Raw genomic sequence first — 25066 nt, 5'->3', positions numbered from 1 at the left:
ACCGCAAGGAAAGAGGTATCCCATGGAACTCAACGAGTTTTCCAGATCGTCCCTGGCACAAGCTATCAACCAGCAGGGGCGACGGCTGACCAGCCTGCACCGCACCCTGGAAAAACGGGTGCTACTGGATGCCTCTGTTGCCGCCGATGTGAGCCACACCAGTAATGACAGCGGTCTTGCGGGCGATACAGCGGGCGACGATGCCACTGCAGCGCTAAACAGCGACAAGCAGAATGGCGAACAGGATGATGTGAAAAAACCGTTCTCTGAAATACAGGAAAGCGACACCACCGAAAAAACGGAACTGGTGGTGATCGACCTGCAGCTCACTAACGCCCAGGCACTGGTTGACGACCTGATCCAGCAGGCCTCGGATGTGACGACAACGGGCGATGCCCTGCAACTGACCATTGGTGAGCGCAGCATCACTTTACTCGCGCTAGATATCGACGACGGCCTCGATACGGTCACCGGTTTCCTGCAGGACAGCAGGCAAACGTTTGACGCGATCCACCTGATATCACACGGCGGCCCCGGTGGCATTGACGTGGGCGGCGATGCGTTGTCCCTGGCATCGCTGGCCGGGGACAACGGCAGCGACCACAGCGCACAGCTACAGAGCTGGGGCGACAACCTTAGTGCGGAAGCTGATATTCTGCTGTACGGATGTAATACCGGTTACAGCCTGACCGGCGAGCAATTTATTCAGCAGCTGGCCAGTCTCACCGGCGCCGATGTGGCGGCCTCGGACGATGCCACCGGCAGTACGCTGCGCGGTGGCGACTGGGAGCTGGAACAACAGCAGGGCAATGTGGAAACCGACATCGTGTTTTCGCAGCTGTTGCAGGGGACCTGGGAGGGACTGATGGTGGCCACGCCCTCGGCCACCGTCGACGCACCCAGCGAAGACTTTATCAACGAGTCCACGGATATCGGTTTCTCCTTCGACAACGACGGTGATACTACCGGCTATGGTCCCTTCATCGATGTTGTGGCCGGCCCTGGGCTGGAGATCGAAAGCGTCAATGGCCTCAACGGCGCAAATGTTGAGACCTACACCTATGAAAACGGGCAATGGGTAGATAGCGGTGGTAACCCTGTGTTGTACCACCCTTACGATTTCAATCAGACAGGGCTCATTCCCCTGCCCCCGGGTCAGGAGGGTTCGACCTGGTACGCTATTCAGCTGCCGTTCGGATCCTTCTCTCCGGACCAGCCCTCATTTGATTTCAGTATTTCGGCGCTGCTTAACGAGGCTGCCGGCGCCATGGTCGGTGTACCTATTCCCATCTGGGTGAGACCCGGTTTTGCCTTCGGCAATGACCCGCTGAACAACCCGGACGTCGACCCACCCATCCTGTCCAATCCGATCGAAACCACGGTCACTCCCACCGTCATCGATGTGATCAAGACGGCCCAGGATGGCGACGGCGACAACGCCTCCATCGGCGATGACGGCGAGACGGTCACTGGCCCCAGCGAACCGGTCACCTGGCAGGTGAGTGTGGATATTGCCAACCTGTCGACCATTGAAAACCTGGTCGTCAGCGAGGAGGTGCCAAATAATTTCTATTATCTGCCGGGCAATGTCACGGTCACCGATGCCGGCGGCAACACCCTGCAGGAGGGCGTCGACTACATACTCACCGAGCCCCCGGAGGGCGCAAACAACGATGCCGAGCTGATCGTTGAGTTCCTCAATCCGATAACCGGTATCGAGGGCGGCGGTGACATCGTTATTACCTACACCGGCTATGTGCCGGACGTCGATGCCAATGGCAATGCGATTGTTATCAATGATGCCGCCAATGATGCGGTGCGCAACACTGCCAGTGTTACCGGCAATTACCAAGGAGACGGCATCAGCGATAGCGCCGATGAGGTAATCACCGCCACCGCAACCGCGCTGCAGAAAAGCGTGATAGTCATCGAGGACAATGGCGCCGCCGGCAATACGCCAGGCGATCGCCTGCAGTACACATTGACCCTGCAGGTTTCCGATTACATGGAACTGGCCAACCTGATGCTGTCCGACACTATGCAGGACGGCATTCAGATAGATCCGGATTCGTTTACCTTCGAGCTCTTCGTCAACGGTACCACCTTCGGCCCGGATGCCCTGGGCGCAGGCAACGTCTCCGTGTTGGAAAATGATCCCGGTGACGGCAGCACCGATATCAGTATCAATCTTTCCCAGGAACTGATCGACCTGGGTGTCAGCGCCGACGGCAGTCTGGTGGGCGACCTGTTCGCGGACGATGTCACCCAGGGCACCACTACTATCACCATCACCTACGAGGCCACCATTCGCGAGTTCTATCTCGCCACCGGCGAACCAGTAAATAACTTCGACGTGATCACCAACCAGTCTACGGTTAGCGGCACTGCCACCTCTGCCAACGGCGGCAATGTTGAAAACGGCAGTGGTGAAAGTGTGCAGATTGCCGGAGCCGAGTCCAGCAAAAGTGTCTACGCGGTGGAGGGCAGTACCGACCCCGCCGACCTGAGTGAGATCAGTGTCGGTGAGGCGGTGACCTTTGCCATTGATATCGACCTGAGCACCATCGATAACAACGGCGTCACCATCACCGATTACCTGCCCTCGCCGGTATTCGACGCCATTCCGCCCACTTTCATCAATACCGGAGAAGGCGCCAGCATTCCGGGCGTAAATTTCTGGGGTTTCGGGCCAGCCACGGATTTTGATGCTTTCCCGCCCGGCTACCTGGAAAGTTTCAATGTCACAGTTTCCGCCGACGACACCAACAATTCGATTACCTGGAATTTTGTCCCTATCGATCAGATCGATTCCCAGGGCGGGCATGTCCAATTACTGTTTACCGTGCGGGTACAAGATGAACCCTTTACCGATGGGTTGTTTCTTACCAATGTGGCACAAGTCACCGTGGACGGCACCGAGGAGAGCGTGACGCTTCCGCCGGGCAATATCCAGATCGAAGTGACCTCGCCAGAGATCAATGTCACCAAAGGGGTGATTGGCACCGATGACGGCAGCGGTGTATTCGATCCCAACGTCACCGGCCCGGTGACCTTCGACCCCGCCGGCACTCCTGGCGACGGCAGCGCCCCCTGGACCGGCGACATTACCAGTGACGGACTCGACACCTCGCCCATCGACTCCAATCTCAGTGAAGTGGATGCCGGCGATACCGTTCGCTTTGCCATTACCCTGGAAAACACTGGCGGCTCCGATGCGTTCAACCTGGTGATCAGCGATACCCTGCCGGATGGATTTGAAATTCCCCCGGGTGGGGTCAACCTGCAGGTTTTCACCGGCGACGGCACGCCAGTCAGTTTTTCCGGTGACCTGTTCAGTGGTGGCATTACTCTGGACGATCCGTCTGCGGATGAAGGCGCCCTCAATGAGGGCCGCGACCCGGATACCGGCCCCACTACCGATGGTAGCAACATCATCATCATCACCTATGACCTGATTGCCACCGATGCGGTGCAGCCGGGGCAGATCATCGAGAACACCGCGCAACTGGAGCAATACGGTGGCGTCGACGGTGGCAACGACTACACCGACGGTAACACCAATATCAACTGGCAGGACGACGCTACGGTAACCCTGCGTGAAAACACCGTGGACAAAACGCTGGATGGCACCAGCATCAATGGCCCCAACAACGCAGACAATGAAGCCGTCATTGGCGAGGTCATTACCTATACCCTGACCCTGACTATTGCCGAGGGTGTTACTCCGTCGGCGAGCATCGTCGACACCCTGGACGACGGGCTGGTGTTCCTCGGCATTACCAATGTCACTTCATCATCCGGAGATATCCAGAACGGTTCCGGCGCAGCCTGGAGTGGCAGTGACATCGGCACGTCCACCAACGGCCAGCAGGTCATCTTTGATCTCGGCGACCTGAACAACGTCAACCGCGACAATACTGTTGATGAGGTCATCACCATCACGTACGAGGTACTGGTGGCAAATGATGTGGTCAACCAGAGCGGGGACCAGCTGAACAACCGCGCCCAGTTTATCTGGGATTCCACTGCGGACGGGATCGACAACCCGACGGTCAATGACACGGATTCTGCGGCAAACGTCACGGTGATTGAGCCGGATTTGCAGGTGGACAAATCGCTCACCAACACAACCCAGCCGATTGATGCGGGCGATCCGGTACAGTACACCATTGTGATTTCCCACACCGGTTTTTCCGATACCGATGCGTTCGATGCAACCTTTTTCGACACCCTGCCGCCGGAATTGGAGAACGTCTCACTGGCCAGCGCTACCCTGACGGTCAACGGCTTCGATACCGATGTCTCCAACCTGTTCGTGGTGAACGGCAATACCATCGAGATGGCCCCGGATGCCAGTTTTGACCTGCTGCTCGGCGACACCCTGACTCTGGTCATCGATGCCAATGTGGTCAGCGATGTCACGCTGGGTTCCCAGGTGATCAATACCGCCATCGTGGACTGGGAAAGCATCGACGGCGATGACCCGAACGAACGCACCGGTGAGGACGGCGCCGGCGGCGCGCTCAATGATTATGAGACGGATGGCAGTTTCCAGTTCACTGTCGCCAGTGTAGAAGCGGGCAAAAGCATCCTTAGCAGCTCGGTGGAAGACGAGTTCAACGGCCTCACCGAGGCGGTGATTGGCGAGGAAGTCACCTACCAGGCCAGCTTTGAAGTCCCGGAAGGGGTGGTGTTCAACGCACAAGTCCTCGACACGCTGCCGGTGGGGATGGAGTTTGTCAGCTTTGACGGCGTTATTATCGGCGACGATCTGATCGTCACGCCGGCCGACAGTTTTGGCGCGCCCACCGTGACCGTCAACGGTGACGGCACCACGACTCTGGATTTCGGCACGGCAAACGTGGCCAACATAGGCACCGACAATGTGGCCGACCTGATCACCGTGGTGTATACGGTGCGCGTCACCAATGTCGAGACCAACCAGGCCGGCACACAACTGACCAACAACGCCCAGTTCATAACCGACGAAGGTACCTCCGAGGCCTCCACTACGGTCGACGTGATCGAACCGGTACTGACCATCGACAAGACCGCCGATATCACCAGCGGCGACAACGGCGACCAGGTCAGCTACACGATTACCATTACCAATCCCGACGATGGCAGCAGCACCACCGCCTACGACATCAGTTTTACCGACCAACTTCCGGCGGAGCTGGATAACGTCAGTATCAGTGCAACCCTGGAGTTGGGCGGTGCGACCTCCGATGTCAGCGGCTTTTTCACCTTCGACCCCGCGACCAACCAACTGGCGATCGACCCCCAGGCAGAACTGGACATCATCCCGGGTACCACCGTCACCATCACCGTCAGCGGGACACTGATCGACACCATTGCAGGGGATACGATTACCAATACCGCCGATATCGACTGGTCGAGTCTCGACGGCGATATCGATGGCGAGCGCACCGGCGAGCAGGGACCGGGTGGCCCGCTGAATGACTACGCCACCAACGACAGCGTGGATATCTCGGTGAACGCACCGGAAATTGAAAAAACTTTGGTATCCACCTCCCAGAACGATACGCTCAACGACGATACCGAGGCGACCATTGGCGAGATTGCCACCTTCTCGGTCACTGTCACCCTGCCCGAGGCCTCCATCACCGGCACCATTACTGATGTTTACGGACCGGGCTTCGAATTTCTCGAGCTGGTGAGCGTCACCGTCAGCGACCCCGATGCCATCCAGTTCGACCCCGACAGCGTGACGGCAATCGACGACCCGGCCAACAACACCGTCGGCTTCGATTTCGGCACCCTGGAAAACACCGATACCGACAACACCACCGATGAAACCATCACCTTTGTCTATCGCCTGCGCGTCGAGGACATTCCCAGCAATGTCGATGGCACCACACTGACCAACGATGCGACCCTGGATTACGATACGGACGGCGATGGCACGCCCGATGCCAGCATCAGCGACAGTGCCTCCGTGGACGTGGTCGAACCCCTGCTGGATATCGATAAACAACTGCTGAGCGACTCGCCCCTCACACTGGGCGGTATTGCCACCTTCCAGTTCACCATACAGCTCGACCCGGCCAGCGGCGGCCACGCCTACGATGTCACCGTCGAGGATGCCCTGCCCCCCTTCCTGTCGGGGGTGGAAAATGTGCAGATCGATGTGATCGGCGGCTCGCCCACCATCGTCGACAACTCCACGGCCAACCTGCTGTCACTGGAAATCAGTGAAATCGATCCCTCCACTGTCATCACCGTGACCGTGGATTATCGCGTAACCAGCGACCCCGCCGTCGTCGGCGAGACCACCACCAATATTGTCGAGGGCGAATACTCCAGCCTCGACACCCCGGAGGGCGGCGACGACAGCGCAATCGAGCGCGAGTATGACGATAGCGATGAGGTCTCAGCCCCCATCGAGGCAGTAGATCTTTTCGTAGACAAAGACGATGGCGGTATTAGCGCCGAGCCCGGTGACCAGATTACCTACACCATCGACTACGGCAACAATGGCAACATCGATGCCACCGGGGTGGTCATTACCGAAAGCCTGCCGGAGTACGTTACCTTCGACCCGGCCGATAATCCGGGCTGGACCCTGAATGGTGACACTCTGACATTTAATGTCGGTGATCTGGTCGCCGGTGAAACCGGTTCGGTGGAACTGATCGTTACCGTGATCGATCCACTACCCGCCGGTGTGGAGGAGACGAACAATACCGTCTCCATCGACGGCGACGAAACCAATGGCACCGACCCGACGCCGGAGGACAACACCGACGAGGACGTGACTCCGCTGATCGCCGCACCGGATTATGTGATCGATAAAGTCGAGGAGTTTGATGACCCCGCCTTCCCGGGTGAAACCATCAGCTGGAGCATCACCATCACCAATGAGGGCAACCAGGACGGTACCGGTGTGACCATTACCGACCAGCTGCCATCCACGCCCTTTGTTTCCGGGTATACCGCCAGCGATGGCGGTGTCGTGGATACCGATGCGGGAACCGTGGTGTGGGATATCGGTGATCTCGCCGTCGGTGAAACCGTCACGGTCACGCTTACCGGCGTCGTGGCAGATGAGGTACCGCCGCGGATTCCGCTGCAGACCAATGCGGCGGAAGTCACCGACGATGGCACCAACGGCCCCGACCCGACTCCGGAAAATAATGTCGACAGCGAACCCTTCGACATTACCGAAGTGGATCTATCCATCACCAAAGACGACGGCGGTATCAGTACCACGCCCGGTGGCACCGTTGTTTACACCCTGACGTACAATAACCTCGGCACCGCACTGGCAGACAATGTGGTCATCACCGAGACACTGCCGGAATACGCCACTTTTGATGCAGCGAATTCCACCGCTGGCTGGGTGGATAACGGTGATGGCACTCTGACATTTGACCTCGGCACTCTGGATCCGGGAGCAACCGGTACCGTGGACTTTGCGGTGATCGTCGACGAGCCGCTGCCTGCGGGTGTCGAGGAAATACTGAACAGTACCGAGATTTCCTATGATGACGGCCGCGGGCCGGACCAGAATATTGACAACAACACTGATGATGACAATACCCCGATTGATGCCCAGCCCGATTATGTGATCGACAAAATCGAGAACTTCGATGACCCAGCCAATCCCGGCGATACCATCGAGTGGACCATCGAGGTCAGTAACCAGGGCAATCAGGACGGTACTGGTGTGGTGGTAACCGATCAGCTGCCAGATACGAGCCTGTTCAGCGACTTCACCGCCAGCGACGGCGGTGTGATTGATCTCGATGCCGGCACCGTAACCTGGGACATCGGCGACCTCGCTGCCGGGGATTCGGTGACCTTCACCCTCACCGCGGTGGTAGCGGATTCCGTGCCCACCAATATCCCCACCCAGACCAATACGGTAACGGTGGACGATGACGGCACCAACGGAGCAGACCCGACCCCGGACAACAACACCGACAGTGAAGATCTCGATATCACCTATGTGGATCTCGCCATCGACAAGGACGACGGCGGCATTACCGTCGAGCCCGGCGATACCCTGGTCTACACACTGAATTACGCCAACAACGGGACCGCCGATGCCAGCGGTGTGGTAATCACCGAGTCCCTGCCGGAATACGCGACCTTCGATGCCGCCAATTCCGACCCGCGCTGGGTGGATCAAGGGGATGGCACTTTCACGCTCGAGCTCAACACCCTCGCCGCGGGAGAAACCGGCAGTGTGGAATTTGCGGTAATCATTGATGAGCCGATTCCCACCGGCGTCGAGGAGACCAGTAACACCACCACCATCGAAGACGATGGCAATACCGGCCCCGACCAGAACCTCGTAGACAATGAAGACGACGAGGTTACTCCAATCGACGGTCGACCGGACTATGTGATCGACAAGATCGAGAACTTCGACGATCCGGCGCACCCCGGTGACACCATCCAGTGGACCATCACGATCACCAATGAGGGCAACCAGGATGGCACCGGTGTAGTGATCACCGACGACCTTCCCAGCGTCATTTTATTTTCCGAGTTCAGCGCCAGTGATGGCGGTGTCATTACCCTGGTTCCAGGTACGGTAACCTGGGATATTGGCGACCTTGCCGTTGGCGAAAGTGCTACTGTAACGCTGACTGCAGTGGTGGCCGATCGCATCCCAGCCAACTTCCCCCCTCAGATCAATAGTGTCGAGGTTACTGACGATGGAACCAACGGCCCAGATCCCACCCCAGAAAACAATGTCGACGCGGAACCACTGGATATCACGTTTGTCGATCTTGCGATTAGAAAATCTATCAATGATGAGGATGGCGTGGCCCAGCCGGGTGAACTGGTTACTTACACTTTGCGTTACACCAACTTGGGAACAGAGACCGCTACCGGTGCAACCATAAGTGAGAGTCTCCCGGAAAACACTACATTCGATGCAGCAAACTCCACGCCGGGTTGGACACTGGTGGGCGATGAATACGTGATTGATATTGGTGATGTAGGGCCCGGAGAAGAGGGATCCGTACAGTTTGCGGTCATAATCGACAATCCAATACCATCCGGCGTTGAGGCTTTCACGAATATTGCCGTCATAGACGATGATGGCAGCAGCGGCCCGGACCAAAACGAATCAAATAACACGTCGACCGATCGAGACGATCCATCAGTCATCGTCAATGCGGCTCCAGACTACGTCATCGACAAAATCGAAAACTTCGATGACCCGGCCAACCCGGGAGACCCCATCGAGTGGACCATCCAGGTATCCAATGAGGGCAATCAGGATGGCACCGGCGTCGTGGTTACCGATACCCTGCCGGACACCAGCCTGTTCAATTCCTTCGTTGCCAGTGATGGCGGCGTTATTGATCTCGCCACTGGTACCGTGACCTGGAACATCGGCGATCTGGCCGCGGGTGATTCCATCACCCTGAGCCTGAAAGCGGTGGTCAACGAAGCGGTACCCACCAATATTCCGCCCCAGATCAATTCTGTGGTGGTGGAAGATGATGGCAACAATGGCGAGGACCCGACACCGGAAAATAACCGCGACGATGAAACCCTGGAAATCCAGTACGTCGATTTGTTTATCGACAAGGAATACGACGGTCCCGTACCTGAACCCACGGATACCATTGTCTACACCCTGACCTATGGTAACCGCGGTACGGCCACCTCAAACGGTGTGGTCATTACCGAAACCCTACCCCCCAACACCAGCTTCGATGCCGCCAACTCAACACCGGGCTGGGTACAGAACGGCGATACCCTCACGTTCGATGTCGGCACCTTGGCACCGGGAGAGGAAGCCACCATCACCTTCGCGGTCATCATTGACTACCCGCTGGCCGCCACGGTGCAGCAGATCGACAACACCGCCTTCATTACCGACGACGGTGGCAATGGCCCCGATCAAAATACCGAGGACAATACTGACGCCGATGAAATTGAGATTAGAAACGACACCAACGTCGATAACATTACGCTCTCGCAGCTGCACGGGGACTACATCTATCCACCGCGAGAATGGGAGCGGATGGCGCCGGAGTTACACGGCCGCCTGATCTCCAATGAGACACGGGACATTTCGGCGAACCTCCAGGGCGGTCGCAGCGGCGACCACTACGACCCGGCATTCGGTCCGGTGGATGGCCGCTATTATCCCAACGACTGGTCGCGGGTTTTCAGCAACGATCTCAGCATCGATACCAGTGACGACAACGACGGTGAGAAGTCCAGCCCGCTGGAGCTGGATGAAGACACCGGTCGCTACCGTGCAAACTCCCTGTTCGGAGACTTCGAACGCCCGGCGGCGAGTCCGGAACTGCCCGCCGGCGCGCCGGGATGGGCGCCGGAGGCCGAGCCACTGCCGTCACCACTACAGTCCTCGCCGCCTTCCGGCGAGCCACTCAATCTTTCACCGGAGCGCAGCCAGCTGCAGCAGCAGCTGGATGAAATCTCCCGGGAAATAGACGAGTCCCGCGTATCGCCACTGCTGGTGGCACTGGCAGAACTGAGTGCGGAGGAGGCCCGACAGGGACAGGCGAACTAGCAGCACTGTGCAGAGTAGCGCGCCTTCGTATCGTAACTTGGGGGGCAGGTTGGGTATCATGCCTGGAGATCAGATGTTCGAGAGGATGCCCCTTGCTCCCGATGGTTCGCGCCAGCGCACTCACCGGCTACAAAACCCTGCTCAGCAGCTTTGGTGTTGATGTCGACGCATTGCTGCAGCGACTCTCCCTGCCCGCGGATTATCTGGACCGCCCGGACCTGATGATTCCGATGGAAACCAAGGTGGAGCTGCTGGAGCTGGGCGCGCAACTGAGTGGTTGTCAGCACTTTGGGCTCAGGCTGGCGCAGCAGCAGCAAAATATTGCCGCGTTGGGTACCGTCGGGTTGCTGCTTCAGCAGAGTCCGACCCTGCGCGATGCCATGGATACCGTGACCTCCTCTATCGGCCAGACGGCCCAGGGGCTGAAAGTCTGGCTGGAGGAGTCCGGCCACACCGCGTATCTGTGCTCCCGGTACGAGTTCGACGGCCCCTCCGCCCACTCCCGCCAGCACAGTGACAACCTGGTGGCCAGTGGCTTCAATATGGTCTGTTTCCTGCTCGCCGAGCCGGTACCACTGCACACGGTTTATCTCTGCGGAGAAGCGCCCCCAGGGCTGGCGCCATACCGGGAGCTGTTCCAGTGCCCGATCAAGTTTAACCAGCAACATAACGGTATTGCCTTTTCCCGCGACCTGCTGCAACGCCCCGTAGCCGGCGCCAACCCGGAAATGCGCGGCCTGATCGACCGTTTCCTGAAGAAAAAGCAGCTGGACAATTTTCAGGAGCAACTCCTGTGGACCATCACCAACCTCCTGCCCCGCGGACCGGTAACCCTGGAGAAAGTGGCTGACAGCGTGAACATGGCTCCGCGCACCCTGCAAGCGCGTCTGCGCCAGCAGGGCACCAGTTTCCAGCAACTTTTGGATCGCACGCGGGTGGAGCAGGTGTGTACTTACTTACTCGAGGGCAACCTGTCCCTCACGGAAATCGCCGAGCTGGTGGGCTACAGTCAGCTCAGCGCCCTCACCCGCGCGTTCAAGCGCATCATGGGTGCCAGCCCCAGATCCTGGCTGCGCCAGCACCCAGGCTGAACCGATCGCCAGCGTGGTAAATTGCGCGATCGGTCAACTCTTGCGGGTCGGAATTGCGTATTCTGGGAACAACAACCATTAGATCCCGGATACCACGCTGCGGAGCGATCATGAATACCCAGACACTGAACAGCGATAACGCCCAGGCCGCCGTCCTGGAAAACCTGCTGGCACAACAGCGCCAGGCCTACCTCGCCGACCCCGCGCCGGACTACCAGCAGCGGGTCAGAGACCTGAAATCCCTCGCGCAGATGATTCGTGACCACCAGGACGAGATAGTGCAGGCGGTCAGTGCCGACTACGGCAACCGCTCTCACCACGAAACCCTGTTTGCGGAAATCTTCCCCTCACTGGACGGGATCAAGGGCACCATCAAGAATCTCAAAAAGTGGATGAAGCCCCAGCGCCGCCATATAGACATCACCGCCTTCCCCACCTCGTCCAATAAGGTGATTCCGCAGCCGCTCGGCGTGGTGGGCGTGATCGTGCCGTGGAATTTCCCGGTCAATCTGTCCTTCGGCCCTCTGATCAACATCTTTGCCGCCGGCAACCGCGCGATGGTGAAGATGTCGGAAAACTCGCGCAAACTCACCGCGCTGCTACAGCGCATCAGTGGCGACTATTTTCCCGCAGACAAGCTGGTATTTCTCGAAGAGACTGGCGGTGTGGGTATCGAGTTTTCCAAGCTCAAATTCGACCACCTCATTTTTACCGGCTCTGGCACCACCGGGCGTAAAGTCATGGCCGCGGCGGCGGCCAACCTGACACCGGTCACCCTGGAACTCGGCGGCAAGTCTCCGGCGATTGTTGGCCCGGATTACGATACGGACACTGCCGTGGAACGCGTACTGTTCTGGAAGCTGTTCAATGCCGGACAGATCTGCACCACGGTGGATTACCTGCTGCTACCGGAGGACAAGGTCGACGGCTTTGTGGAAAAAGCCAGGAAAGTCTTCAAAAAGCGCTACCCGGACATCCAGAACCCGGACTACACCTCGGTCATTGACGAGCGCTCGTTCCAGCGAATCTGGCAGACCCTGGACGATGCGGTCGAGAAGGGCGCTACCGCCATCGACCTTACCGACGGCCAGGGCCAGCGCGACGACCCGCTGAAAAAATTTCCCGCTCACCTGCTGATCAATGTGAGTGAGGACATGGAAGTCATGCAGCGGGAAATCTTCGGCCCGCTATTGCCGATCAAGACCTACAAAAACCGCGAAGAAGTAGCCGCCTATATCAACGGCGGTGATCGTCCGCTGGCGATCTACCCGTTTACCAAAGACAAGGATCTGCAAAATTATTACATCGAGCATGTCATGTCTGGCGGTGTCAGTGTAAACAACGCGGTGCTGCATGTTGGACAGCACGATATTCCATTCGGCGGCGTGGGCGAGAGTGGCATGGGTCACTACCACGGTTACGAAGGGTTTATCACCTTTTCCAAACTGCGTCCGGTGTTCTATCAGGGTCCGCTGGATCCGCTGAAGCTGTTGATGCCGCCTTACGGCAAGCTCGCGGATAAAATGATGAAGTTGATGCTTCGCTTGACCAAATAAATGGTCTTTATTTGTAGTGGTACCGAGAAATTCCCCCGGTGGCGGTAAAGCACTGGGTATCTATTTTCGAAACCGAGCTAGGCGCCCCCCTTCAAGACATCCCTGTACGCTGCGTCGGCGACATCCCTGTCGCCGACGCTTTCGAAAATAGATACCCAGCACTTTACCTTCGCATCAAACCCCGCATCCATACCCCACCAGCCAGAAACAAAATTGCGATCAAACTGTAACTTTTGGTAGGGTAATTCCAGAGCTTTGCCATTATGGCGCTCTTTTTTTCTTGGATCTCTTTTGCAAGAGCACCAGTTCAATCACAACGATGCAACGTCGTTGTGCACCACGGGCAATGACGCCCGCTATTACATCACGCAATCCAGCTCGGATATCAACGGAACACGCGTGATCACAAGGAGAAAAAATATGTCTGCACCAAACCGCAGCAAGCTTCACTATTCTGACGCAAAAGCTACCAGACTCCATCTGCCCGGCCACAAACTGCTGGTCAGTGCCATCGCACTTGCAGGCACCCTCGGTGCCAGCACCGTCCTCGCCCAGCAATCCGTACTGGAAGAAGTCACCGTTACCGCACAAAAACGCGAGCAGTCCATGCAGGACGTCTCCGTCGCCGTCAGTGCCTTTTCCGGGGACGCGATCGATAAAATGGGTTTTGAAGAAGGTCTGGATATTACCCAGCAGGTACCGAATATGAACTTCTTCGCCATCTTCGGCGAAGCGTCGAGCCCGTCCGTCAGCCTGCGCGGTATCAGTTTGGTGAATTTCTCCGACTCCTGGGAATCCCCGGTATCCATCTACGTGGACGACGTCTACCGCGGCAATCCAGCAGGCTCCGCAATTCAACTGTTCGACCTGGAGCGCGTGGAAGTCCTGCGTGGCCCGCAGGGTACCCTGTATGGACGCAATACCACCGGCGGCCTGGTGCACTATGTTTCACGCAAACCCACCCAAGAATTTGAAGCCAGTGCCAGCGCCAGTATCGGCACCTACTCCGAGAGTATTCTCGAGGGTGCCATAAGCGGGCCGATCAGCGACAGCGTTCGCGGACGCGTCGCCGTCAAGACCACACAAAACGACGGCTGGCAGACCAACACCGTGACCGGGGAAAAGCTCAATGATACCGACAGCTTCGGTTATCGCACCCAGCTGGAATTCGATCTTGCCGACAATGCCAACCTGCTCCTGAACGTGCACGGTAGCAGTGCCGACCAACAATCCGTGGGCTTTGCGCATATGGGCTACCTGGACGAAGCAAGCGGGGACGCTAACAAGTGTTCCATCGGTGCCATTCAAGCCGGGCGCTGCACCAGTGCATCATTTGATATGACCGGTATCGAAGCCTCGGGGGGCAGTTATGGTCCGGAATATGTGGCATCCGGCGCGAAGGGCGGCCTCGGCACCGAGATCGATACCTTTGGCTCTTCCGCGACACTTACCTGGGATTTCGAAAATTTCTCCCTGACCTCCATCACCGCCTACGAAGAACTGGATAAATTCCTGCAGGATGACGGCGACGGCACCGCAGTGGTTTATTTCGATGAACAGTACGGGGTGGATGCAGAGCAATACACCCAGGAAATACGCCTGAACGGCAACACCGAAAAAAGTAACTGGGTAACCGGGTTTTACTACTACAAGGATGACCGCGGTCTGGTGACCGAGGCCCCCACCACCGCAGACTGGGCAGAACTGGGTCTATGGCACCGGGAAATCGTGACCCTGGATAGTGAATCCTGGGCACTGTTTGGCCAGCTGGAATACGACCTCTCGCAAACTCTTACCCTGGTCAGCGGCCTGCGCTATACGGAAGAGGAGCGCGACTTTACCCAGGATGCCGGACCCAGTTTTTACGATGAGATCGATACCACCGGCGACCTGAGCGACAACGCTACCACCGGCCGTATCGGCCTGGACTGGCGTCCCAGTGCCGGAACACTGGCCTACGCGAGCTATTCCACCGGTTTTAAAAGCGGCGGTTTCTCCGGCAGTTACAACTCTTCCCTTGAGGCCACCAAGCCGGTGGGCGCAGAGAATATCGATAACTTCGAACTCGGCCTTAAAACCACCCTGGCAGAAGTCTACCGACTGAATATGGCGGCCTTTCACTACAAAGTGGATGACTATCAGGCCCAGGTATTTCTCACCGTGGCCGATGGCAGTGTGATCACCAATGCCGGCGACGTAACTGGTACCGGTGCCGAAGTGGAACTGACCGCGCCGATTACCGAAAACTTTGAAGTCATCACCGGCGCCGGCTGGCTCAATACCGAATTTGATTCGGAGCAATTGTTTTTCGTAGCGGGAGACGCTTACACCCTGGATGGCAATGAACTGCCCTCCGCCCCCGCTTTTACCTACAACCTGGTAGCGCGTTACTACCAGAGCCTGGGCGACAACGGTGAACTGGTTTTCCAGGGGGATTACGCCTGGCAGGACGACCACTACCTGCAGGTGGAAAACGACCCCTACTCCAAACAGAGCGCCTACGGTCTCGCCAACGCCAAGGTCGCCTGGCACTCACCGACGGACACCTACAGCGTCGAGGCCTTCGCCAGAAACCTGGCCAACGAGGAATACTTCACCTACCAGAACACTCTGGGTTCCGACTGGGGATACGGTGTGTGGGGCCAGCCGCGCACGGCCGGGCTGCGGTTTAACTGGAAGATGTAACTTCCAATTTACAAGCCCTCCGAGCTGGAGTTATCAAGCTTAAACCTTGCAAAAAACGCCTGTTTTCAGGCGTTTTTTGTTAGCTAAAACTGGTACGCCCATTCCTCTAAAAATTCTGTAATTCCCCATCAGATCCTTTAGTATTTCTCGGCCACAAGAAATACCTGCATTTTCAAAAGGACCTGAAAATGAGCACTCTCCTCCTCTGTAATCGGGAGCTGACTTCCCCCGACATCCAGCAAGCCTGCAATTTAAACTTACAGCAACTTTCCGCACTCCACTGCCCGACCCCGAAATTCGCGCGGGCCAATACGCCTTACCTGCTGAATGGTCACAACAGTGCACAGGGAAAACGCATCCAGGCCCTTCTCGCTCCGTCACAGGTCGCCCGCCCCATAACCGAGATGTCACTGACTTTCGGTGAAGACAACACCCTGGCCATTGCTGCTATGATGGAGCAGCTCAAGGACTACAATATCGCTCTGACTGGCGCCTCCACCAGTGTCTACGGCGAGCGAATCAATGGCTTTGCAAAATCGGTTAAGGAGTACCAGGTAGCACTGCTTGCCTATCGGGATGCGAAGCTGAATAAAGCGGGCAACCATGGCCAGTTCAAACAACTGGCGCACCGCGCTTTTCAGCGCATGCAGCTGCAGTTTCGTGCCGAGCTGAATGCCGTGACAGACCATATACGCTCACGGCGCGGCACCCCGCTGACCAGTGCAGAACGCGGTACCAATATCGCGCGCAGCAGCCGCAATGCAGCGAAGCTTCAATTTACCAGTGAGATTGAGGCGCACAAACTGGTTAGATTCAGTCAATACACCAAGCTGCTTGGTAATGGGCTTGCTGTAGTGGACTTTGGCACCCGGGTAGGGAAAGTACACAATAGCTACCAAGCCGGCGGTGACTGGGAACGAGATCTGTTTAGGGAATCTCTTAGTTTTGGAGTAGGCGCCGGCTTGGGAATCGCGACAGCAAAAGTCGGTGCGGCTGCACTAGGTGTTTTAATTGCGGTAACCCCAATTGGATGGGTCGGAATTATTGTCGGTGGTATTGCTATTGTAGGTGTGGCAGCTGCAACGTCGATGGCCGCGAGTGAGTTAACTCAGTCTCATGCGGACACTTGGTACGACAGCATTATGGAGGTTCTCAACTAAACATGAGTACATTTTCGGCGATTCTTGGCTGCTGTGTCGTAGTCATGTTATTAAGTCTTATTTTATATGTCCTTTTCGGGCAAATAACCGTGCGCAAATTGCGTAAAAACCCCGAAACCAAGTACAAACTTGGACTGGAGTTTGCTAGTGGATGGGATATTTTAAATGTTGCTCAAGCGCTGGCAACTCCACGAAAATTCCATAAAGTCCTGGAGAGAGGGCAACTTGCATTTCTCCACGCCAATTCAGAGCTAATTGCTAAGCATACAAACCGGTTTGACCGGGCGCTGGCCATTGTATTTTTTTGGATGTTTATGGGCTCTGCTTTCTGCCTAATTTCTCTTATCATTCTCGACAAGATAGGGGTATTCAGCTCATAGCTCATTACCACTCCACCCCCTTCCGTGCAGAAACCCCATTCTCAAATGCATGCTTGTGCGACTTCATCTCAGTCACCGTATCCGCAACATCCGTTAAATACTGCTTGGCACCGCGACCGGTAATAATTACGCTCTGCTCGGCCGGGCGGTTATGAATAGCTTCCAGTACTTCCGTCTTATCCAGCCATTTGTAATTCAGCGCATAGGTCAGCTCGTCCATCACTACCAGATACACGCTGTCGTCGGCGAGCGCCGTTCTCAGCTTCTCCCACAGAGCTAGTGCTGCGGCTTTGTCGGCCTCGAAGTCCTGGGTTTCCCAGGTAAAGTCGGTGCCCATCTCGTGCCACTGCAGCGGGTACTGGTCGGTGGGGAGCTGGCTCAGCAGGTTTTTCTCGCCGCACTCCCACACCCCCTTGATGAACTGCCCTACCACCACCTTGTAGCCATACCCTAGTGCACGGGTGACGGTGCCCACCGCCGCAGTGGTTTTACCTTTTCCATCGCCGGTATACACGATGACGATACCGCGCTCTTCCAGCGCCTGGGCGATACCGCTATCGACGATTTCCTTGCGCGCCTGCATGCGCTTTTTGTGGCGCTGCTGCTTGTCACTTTCCGCAGTCATAAATAAGCCGTCCGAAATTGGAAATAAACAGGATAACAGGAATCCGTGAACCGGATTGGGATCGCGCTTGCGCGCTTCACGGAGAGAAGAATACAGGGTGGAATAGAGAGTGGAATAGAGAAGCGAAAAGTGCCGGGCACGGGGCCCGGCACACTCGAGTAAATCAGTTCAGGGAGAACTGCACACCCGCATATACCGCGGCGCCGGCGGTGTAGTAACCGGCTACTTCGGTGTAGTCGTCGTCCAGCACATTTTCACCGCGCAGGGTGAAGGCGAGACGTTTGCTGAATGAATACTTCGCATTCAGGTCCAGCTTGCTATAGGCATCCTGGGGCAGCGGGCTTCCGCCCCAGGCCGGATTCGGGCTCAGGCGGTCATCGGCCTGCTGCCAGTTTCCGGACAGGGTCAAGCGATCTCCCAGCAGTGCATAGCTGACACCCAAATTAAACACCCGCTGCGCCACGTTCAGGCGTTGCTCGCCGGCACTGTCGGTGCTGTCGAGCCAGGTTCCGTTGGCATACCAGCGCCCGGCATCGCCGATATTGCCCGCCAGGGAGAGTTCCACCCCGTCGGAGTCACTCTCGCCATCGTCCTGGGCGTAGGCGCCCCAGCCGGTGCCAATGCCGTTTACGTACACGATGGCGTCGGTAATGGTTTGCTGGAAGGCAACCAGCTCCAGCTGCAGCAGGTCGGCATAGCGGTACTCCACCCCCAGCTCATAACCGCGGCTGGTTTCCGGGCCTACCGGGTCTACTTCGCTGACCACATTGGTGGATACTTCGTAGGGGCTTGGCGCGCGGAATCCGGTGCTGGCACTGGCACGGTATTTGATTTGCTGGCTGTCGCCAATCAGCTGCGGGATCGCGGCGGAAACCCGCCAGCTGTTGTGATCCTCGCTCTCCAGGCTGTCGCGACGGAAACCGACGGTGTAGTAAACACTGTCCGCCACATCGCCGCGCCACTCGCCATACAGCCCAAGAATCTCCAAGGACTGGGCGTTGTAGGCCGATTCAAATTCCTGCTGGTCCAGATCCAGTCCCCAGGAAAGGCCGCCGGCACCCAGGTCGGCGCTACCTACATAGTTCAGTTCCTCGATACTACCTTCCACCGAATAGCTGCTGACACCTTCAGCGAGACTGTCGCGCTCCAGCTTTTGCCTGGACAGGGACCACTGATGGGCGAGGGCCCCGGTTTTCAGGTCTACGCCCAGTTGATAAGTGGTCTGGGTATAGATATCCAGGCAATCGGACGGGTCGCTCAAGGCAAAGCAGCCATCAAACTCGGTTTCCGCATCGACTTCCCGCACCTGTCCCTGTACGGAAAAACTCTCGCTAAAGGCATAGCCAAGCTTGGCACTGGTAGTCTGGTTGTCGTAGCCGTCGCGCTCGCCGGTGCTGTCGGCTACCTGGGCATTGAACCCATCACTTTCCAGCTGACTCAGGTCCAGCGCGTAGCTCCATCCCGCCAGTTCACCACGCAGTGCGGCTTGGGTGCGATTGGTGTCGTAACGGCCGGTTTCTCCGCTCAATTGCAGTTCCAGGGCCTGGCTGGCGCGCTTGGTGATGATATTGATCACCCCGCCGGCACCGGCGCCGTACATCATGCCCTGGGGGCCGCGGAGCACTTCGATGCGCTCGATATCGCTGGCCAGCAGGTGCTGGAACTGGGTGGTGACCTGGGTATTGGTGGGGTCGGCAACGTTGACGCCGTCCAGCAGCACCAGGGTACGGGAACCGGATTCGCCGCGTACGTAGACGTTACTGACCTTGCCCAGGCCACCGGTGTTGCTGACGGAAATACCCGGCAGGGTTTTGACCACATCCAGCAGGGTGCCGTAGCCAAGGTTTTCAATATCCGCCGCGGTCAGTACCGAAACAGACACGGCAGACTGTGCCTTGGGTATCTCGACCCGGCTGGCGGTGACGGTAACCTGTTCCAGGTCCTGACCAGCGGTCGCTGAATTGTTTTCCGCAAAGGCGGATGGCGCGGCCAGAACGACACTAGTCGCGCAGGCGCGGGCGAGCAGATTTTTTTTCATGGTGTTCCCCAATCCGAAAATTCGATCGATTGAGGGAGGGGAGATTTGGGCGAGAAGCACAGACGGGCGCGGGAAACCGGCCCCCAAGAACAAGCCCAGACAAAGCCCTCCGCTTTATCGTAGTTGGTGTGCTCGAGGCCGGTATCGGGCTTATCGTTCCATGCACTTGGCAGAAAACGAATCACCGTTGCGGGGGCAGCGCCGGATTGTAAATGCTGTTGTGTTCAGCGATCACCGGACTTCCCGTTTAACCCAACCAAGCCAGTCGCTTGTGGCGACTTTGGCTGCTGGGCACCTGGAGTCGGCGCGATTATACAGAATGCGGGCCTTGCGGGAAGGATTGCCGGAAGGACTGCGCAAAGTATTGTGCAAAGGGCGGAGGGAGAACGCCGTGCTAAATCAGGTCGCCGGCAACAAACTCGGGCCGGCCGTCGCGCCAGCGGAACTCACTGCGGACACCGTACACTTCCGCCACCTGCGCGGAGGTTAGCACTTCCTCCGGGGTTCCCTGAGCGCGCAACTGGCCGCACTCCAGCAGCAGGACACGATCGCAATAGCGGGCAGCGAGGCCCAGGTCGTGTATCGCGAGGATCACGGTTTTACCCGCGTCCGCCTGCTGGCGAAACGTTTCCATCAGCTGCAGCTGGTGACGAATATCCAGTGCCGCACCCGGCTCATCGGCAATCAGCGTGGGGGCATCGCCCACCAACAGCCGCGCCAGCTGCACACGGCGCAACTCACCTCCGGAAAGTTGCGTTACCGGGCGCAGGGCAAGATCCAGGGCGTCCACCTGCTGCAGCGCCGCCGCCACCCGGGCTTGCCGCTGTGCGCGCGTGATAGTTCGCCCCCAGGGCAGCAGTCCCAGCGCGACAAGATCCTCTGCGGGCATACTCCAGGCGGGGCTTTCCTGCTGTGGCAGGAAGGCGCAACGTTTTGCCCATTCGCCCCGGGGGATATTCGCGCAGGGGCGCTCATTGACAGAAAGCTCCCCGGCCGTGTTCTGCAACACCCCCGCCAGACAAGCCAGCAGGCTGCTCTTGCCGGCGCCATTGGGACCGATCACCGCGGTCAGCTCACCCGGACTGATAGTACAGTCGATGCCTTCCAGTACCTGCCGGTGATGGCGGCCGAGCCCGAGACCGCGACAGCGCAGGGTTTGCGGATATTGCTCGCTCACAGATTCACTCCCCGCCGGCTACGCACAATCAGCCAGAAAAAGAAGGGCGCTCCGATAAAAGCGGTCACCGCGCCGATCCGCAGCTCCTGGGTACCCACGGTGTTCAATACAAGCACATCCGCCAGCAGCAACAACAGCGCACCGGCAAGGGCACTGGCCCACAACAGTCGCCCCGGATCCTGGCCCACCAGTGGCCGCATCAGGTGTGGAACCACCAGACCGATAAAGCCGATGGTGCCCGCTACCGCGACCGAAGCCCCAACCGCAAAGGCAATACCAAACAGTACTAGCAAGGGGTAACGACGACCGGCAAACCCCAGGGAAGCGGCACTGGCCTCGCCGAGAGAAAGTGCGCGCAGGTAGTTGCGGGCAAAAAACAGAAATACCGCACCGAGAACCACAAAGGGCAACGCCAGCAATACCTGATCCCAGCCCCGATTGGCGAGCGAACCGAGCAACCAGAAAACGATTTCCTGCATGGCGAACATGCTCGGTGCATAGTTCAATGCCAGCGCCATCAGTGCCGACAAAAACGCATTGATCGCCACGCCCGCCAGTACCAGGCGAGTAGCGCTGGCACCATGGCCCGCCAACAGCCATACACTGCCCACAGCGAGCAACGCACCCACTATTGCCAGCGCTGGCAGCAGGTAACCACTCACCGCGGCGCCGTAGTAGAGCACCAAAATCGCTGCCAGTGCCGCACCACTGCTGACGCCCAGCAGCGCGGGCTCCGCGAGCGGATTGCGCAACATGCCCTGCATGGCCGCGCCCCCCAGCCCCAGTGCCGCACCCACTACAATGGCGAGCACCGCCCGCGGCAGGCGCAATTGCCAGAGAATGACCGCATCGCTGCTGTCACTGTTCCAGCCATCGGCGAGCGCTGCCGCCAGGTCAATCGATACCGGGCCGCTGGATAACGCCGCCAACATGGCCAAGGGCAGCGCACAGGCGATAAGGATCAGAATTACATTACGGTTGGCCAACAATTTCTTTTCTCTTTTCCATCAGCTGCTGCAGCACTTCCACAGCGGCCAGTGCCGGGCAAAAACCCAGCTCCTGCGGCAAACGGTATACCCTGCCCGCCTCAATATATTCACGCAACACTGGGTGGCGTTCCGCCAGATGGGCGATAGCAAAGTCCTGCTCACCGCCATAGAAAACCAGCAGCTCGGGCCGGGCATCAATCACCTGTTCCAGGCTTACCCGACCCAATTGTTGCACACCCTGTTGCGCGGCCAGGTTGGTAAATCCCGCGCGGGTCAACAACTCATGCTCAAGCATGCCGTCGCCGTAGGTGATGTTATTCGCCGAGAGGATCAGGGCACCGGGATTACCCGCAGCGGCCTCGGGTATTTGTTGCAGCAGCGCCTTTAGCTGGCTCCGCTGCTGCCGCAACCCCGGCAATTCCCCCAGGGCCTGCTGCAGAGATGCCAGTTGCTGCTGCAGCTGCGCCAGGTTGTAGGCGTCGGGAATCCGCACCACGCGCAAGCCCAGCTGTTCCAGACGGTGAGACGCACGCTGGGCGCCATACTGGCCGGTCAATACCAGATCGGGCTTCAGCGGCAGCAATTCTTCCGCCTGCGCCCGGTTCAGGTACAGGTGCTCAGGCAAGGGCGCCCGTTGATAGTGCCGCTCTCCGGACAGCCAGGTTACTGAAACGATTCTCTCCGGTGCGACCCACTGGAGCAGCATCTGATCCATGCACAGATTGAGAGAGGCAATTCGCTCCTGAGCCGCGACAGGTACAGAGACCAGCACCTGCAACAGGACCGCTGTTGCTATCGAGCGCAGAAGCCGCAGGCCGGCTCCTGGCTCTCTGTAGAGTTCCATTTTCATCTGCATCCAAACCATGGCGCCGGCGCATCCTACTGGTACCAACGATGAACTGTTAATAACACATCCCTAATAACCAACTTTGGAGCACAACATGAATGAAGGCACCCTGGCACTGCTGGTTCCTTTCGGCTTTTTTCTACTGATCGGCACTTCGCTGTGGATGGTGTTGTACTTCCGCAACAAACGAGCGCTGGAAGTACAGCAAACCGTGCGCATGGCTATGGAAAACGGTATGCAACTGTCTCCGGAACTCATTGAGCAGATGGGGGCCAGCAACAAACCGCACCCGCTGAAGGATGTGCGCAGAGGGATTGTCTGGATCGCCGTTGCCGCGGGTATGGCCCTGTTCGGCTATTGCGTCCCGGATCCCAGCAATCATGCCTTCTTCGCCATCCTGGCCATTGCCGCACTGCCGCTGGCCATCGGCCTTGGATACCTGGCCATGCACCGCTTCACCCACACCCAGGTCGCCTGATCAGAGAGACCCGTCGCCGTCTGCGCTCAGCTCATTTCGATGGCATTGAGTGCTTCGGCCAGGGTCTTGACCGCAATCACTTCCATGCCGTCGATATCATTTTTAAGGCGGTTGCCCGCAGGCACGATCGCCTTGCGGAAACCGTGCTTGGCGGCCTCCCGCAAGCGCTCCTGGCCCGATGGCACCGGGCGGATCTCTCCGGCGAGGCCCACCTCACCGAACACCACCATATCCCTGGCCAGGGGGCGATTGCGGAAGCTGGAAACCACCGAAACTAACAGTGTCAGGTCGGCGCTGGTCTCCATGACTTTCACACCGCCCACTACATTGATAAATACATCCTGGTCACCCACCAAAACACCACCGTGACGGTGTAACACCGCCAGCAGCATGTTCAGGCGATTCTGGTCGAGGCCCACCGCTACCCGGCGCGGATTGCCTAGGCTGCTGTCATCCACCAGTGCCTGCAACTCCACCAGCAGCGGCCGCGTGCCTTCCCAGATGGTGGTGACGACCGAGCCGGCGGCAATCTCATCGGCGCGCTGCAGGAAAATCGCAGATGGATTGGAGACTTCTTTCAGTCCCTGTTCGGTCATCGCAAACACCCCCAGCTCGTTCACCGCGCCGAAGCGGTTTTTGTGCGCGCGCAGGGTGCGGAAGCGGGAGTCGTGGGTTCCTTCGAGCATGATCGAGCAGTCGATGATGTGCTCCAGCACCTTGGGGCCGGCGAGGCTGCCGTCTTTGGTCACGTGGCCGACGAGGATCAGCGCGGTGCCGGTCTGCTTGGCGTAGCGGGTCAGGTAGGCGGCACTCTCACGCACCTGCGCCACAGAGCCCGGCGCGGACTGCACTTCGGCCATATGCATGACCTGGATGGAATCCACCACCATCACCTTGGGTTTCACTTCACCGGCGGTAAGGCAGATCTGCTCGACATTGGTCTCGGACAGCATCTGCAGGTGGTCCGCCGGCAGGCCCAGGCGCTTGGCGCGCATGGCCACCTGCTGCAGGGATTCCTCACCGGTCACATACAGTGCCGGCAGGGTTTGCGAGAGGTGACACAGGGTCTGCAGCAGCACCGTGGACTTGCCCGCTCCGGGATGCCCGCCAATCAGCACCACCGACCCGGGCACCAGCCCACCACCCAGCACCCGGTCCAGCTCACTGGCATTGGTGGGGATACGGGGCAACTCGCTGAGGTCGATCTCGGAAAGCTTCTGCACCCTGCCCTGCCCTGCGGCGCCGGCGTAGCCGGCCTGGGCATCGGTAAAGTTGGCAGAGCGGCTGTCCGTATGCGCCGGCCCCAGTCGCACTTCACTCAGACTGTTCCACGCCCCACAGGCACCGCACTGGCCTGCCCATTTGCTGTAGTCGGCTCCGCACTCATTACAGACAAATGCGGTTTTGGATTTTTTGGCCAAGGTGTTTCCCTCGATTCATTGTGCAGTCTTAGGGGCCCCAATCGGGGAAAGTGGCGGCGCCAAAAACCTGCTTCGAGCCACTAACAAGGCC

Annotated in this window: 13 protein-coding genes and 1 riboswitch; of the genes, 7 read left to right on the top strand and 6 right to left on the bottom strand. The window is 58.2% G+C overall.

Translation table 11 applies throughout. The features are described from left to right. The first annotated feature begins 22 nt into the window (after nt 1-22). From HUW35_RS09055 to HUW35_RS09030, 6 genes are all read left to right on the top strand, one after another. A complete protein-coding gene (locus HUW35_RS09055; protein ID WP_181255240.1) occupies nt 23-10528 on the top strand; it encodes a DUF4347 domain-containing protein in 10506 nt (3501 codons plus the stop codon). Nucleotides 10529-10629: 101 nt separating this feature from the next. After that, complete coding sequence (locus tag HUW35_RS09050; RefSeq protein WP_255463604.1) at nt 10630-11619, top strand: AraC family transcriptional regulator; 990 nt, start codon at nt 10630-10632, stop codon at nt 11617-11619. A 110-nt stretch (nt 11620-11729) separates the two neighbouring features. Further along, complete coding sequence (locus tag HUW35_RS09045) at nt 11730-13175, top strand: coniferyl aldehyde dehydrogenase (protein ID WP_181255236.1); 1446 nt, start codon at nt 11730-11732, stop codon at nt 13173-13175. A 420-nt stretch (nt 13176-13595) separates the two neighbouring features. Next, nucleotides 13596-15860: a TonB-dependent receptor gene (locus tag HUW35_RS09040; protein WP_181255234.1), complete on the top strand. Its 2265-nt coding sequence runs from the start codon at nt 13596-13598 to the stop codon at nt 15858-15860. A gap of 188 nt (nt 15861-16048) precedes the next feature. Then, nucleotides 16049-17020 (top strand): hypothetical protein, encoded by a 972-nt coding sequence (locus tag HUW35_RS09035; protein ID WP_181255232.1) that lies wholly within the window; start codon nt 16049-16051, stop codon nt 17018-17020. A 2-nt stretch (nt 17021-17022) separates the two neighbouring features. Then, nucleotides 17023-17400 (top strand): hypothetical protein, encoded by a 378-nt coding sequence (locus tag HUW35_RS09030; RefSeq protein WP_181255231.1) that lies wholly within the window; start codon nt 17023-17025, stop codon nt 17398-17400. Between the two features lie 4 nt (nt 17401-17404). On the opposite strand, the gene cobO is transcribed toward HUW35_RS09030, so the two are convergent. The 5 genes from cobO to HUW35_RS09005 all read right to left on the bottom strand — a co-directional run bounded on the left by cobO (nt 17405) and on the right by HUW35_RS09005 (nt 23073). After that, on the bottom strand, nt 17405-18025 hold the full coding sequence (cobO, locus tag HUW35_RS09025) for a cob(I)yrinic acid a,c-diamide adenosyltransferase (RefSeq protein WP_181255229.1): 621 nt from the start codon (nt 18023-18025) through the stop codon (nt 17405-17407). 163 nt (nt 18026-18188) lie between these two features. Further along, nucleotides 18189-20063: a TonB-dependent siderophore receptor gene (locus HUW35_RS09020; protein ID WP_181255228.1), complete on the bottom strand. Its 1875-nt coding sequence runs from the start codon at nt 20061-20063 to the stop codon at nt 18189-18191. A gap of 118 nt (nt 20064-20181) precedes the next feature. After that, nucleotides 20182-20377, bottom strand: a riboswitch (cobalamin riboswitch). Nucleotides 20378-20457: 80 nt separating this feature from the next. After that, nucleotides 20458-21240, bottom strand: coding sequence for an ABC transporter ATP-binding protein (locus HUW35_RS09015; RefSeq protein WP_219932678.1), 783 nt, complete (start codon nt 21238-21240; stop codon nt 20458-20460). After that, the gene (locus tag HUW35_RS09010) at nt 21237-22226 is read right to left on the bottom strand and encodes an iron ABC transporter permease (RefSeq protein WP_255463581.1); all 990 of its coding nucleotides are present in this window, start codon (nt 22224-22226) and stop codon (nt 21237-21239) included. The genes HUW35_RS09015 and HUW35_RS09010 overlap by 4 nt, the downstream gene beginning before the upstream one ends. Then, the gene (locus tag HUW35_RS09005) at nt 22213-23073 is read right to left on the bottom strand and encodes an ABC transporter substrate-binding protein (protein WP_181255226.1); all 861 of its coding nucleotides are present in this window, start codon (nt 23071-23073) and stop codon (nt 22213-22215) included. The genes HUW35_RS09010 and HUW35_RS09005 overlap by 14 nt, the downstream gene beginning before the upstream one ends. A gap of 97 nt (nt 23074-23170) precedes the next feature. On the opposite strand from HUW35_RS09005, the gene HUW35_RS09000 reads away from it, so the two are divergent. Then, the gene (locus HUW35_RS09000) at nt 23171-23554 is read left to right on the top strand and encodes a DUF6249 domain-containing protein (RefSeq protein ID WP_181255225.1); all 384 of its coding nucleotides are present in this window, start codon (nt 23171-23173) and stop codon (nt 23552-23554) included. A gap of 26 nt (nt 23555-23580) precedes the next feature. Here HUW35_RS09000 and radA read toward each other — a convergent pair whose 3' ends face one another. Beyond that, entirely contained in the window at nt 23581-24975 is a 1395-nt protein-coding gene (gene radA / locus HUW35_RS08995; RefSeq protein ID WP_181255223.1) for a DNA repair protein RadA, read from the bottom strand. Nucleotides 24976-25066: the final 91 nt, after the last annotated feature.

It is taken from the genome of Microbulbifer sp. YPW1, from assembly GCF_013367775.1.
Classification (GTDB): Bacteria; Pseudomonadota; Gammaproteobacteria; order Pseudomonadales; family Cellvibrionaceae; genus Microbulbifer.
Note: the sequence above shows the minus strand (reverse complement) of the source record. Positions and strands in the feature narration are given on the sequence as shown.

Excerpts from the sequence above, each read along its gene's own strand:
- HUW35_RS09055 (WP_181255240.1), top strand. The coding sequence starts at position 23 with ATGGAACTCAACGAGTTTTCCAGATCGTCCCTGGCACAAGCTATCAAC.
- HUW35_RS09050 (WP_255463604.1), top strand. The coding sequence starts at position 10,630 with ATGGTTCGCGCCAGCGCACTCACCGGCTACAAAACCCTGCTCAGCAGC.
- HUW35_RS09045 (WP_181255236.1), top strand. The coding sequence starts at position 11,730 with ATGAATACCCAGACACTGAACAGCGATAACGCCCAGGCCGCCGTCCTG.
- HUW35_RS09040 (WP_181255234.1), top strand. The coding sequence starts at position 13,596 with ATGTCTGCACCAAACCGCAGCAAGCTTCACTATTCTGACGCAAAAGCT.
- HUW35_RS09035 (WP_181255232.1), top strand. The coding sequence starts at position 16,049 with ATGAGCACTCTCCTCCTCTGTAATCGGGAGCTGACTTCCCCCGACATC.
- HUW35_RS09030 (WP_181255231.1), top strand. The coding sequence starts at position 17,023 with ATGAGTACATTTTCGGCGATTCTTGGCTGCTGTGTCGTAGTCATGTTA.
- cobO (WP_181255229.1), bottom strand. The coding sequence starts at position 18,025 with ATGACTGCGGAAAGTGACAAGCAGCAGCGCCACAAAAAGCGCATGCAG.
- HUW35_RS09020 (WP_181255228.1), bottom strand. The coding sequence starts at position 20,063 with ATGAAAAAAAATCTGCTCGCCCGCGCCTGCGCGACTAGTGTCGTTCTG.
- HUW35_RS09005 (WP_181255226.1), bottom strand. The coding sequence starts at position 23,073 with ATGGAACTCTACAGAGAGCCAGGAGCCGGCCTGCGGCTTCTGCGCTCG.
- HUW35_RS09000 (WP_181255225.1), top strand. The coding sequence starts at position 23,171 with ATGAATGAAGGCACCCTGGCACTGCTGGTTCCTTTCGGCTTTTTTCTA.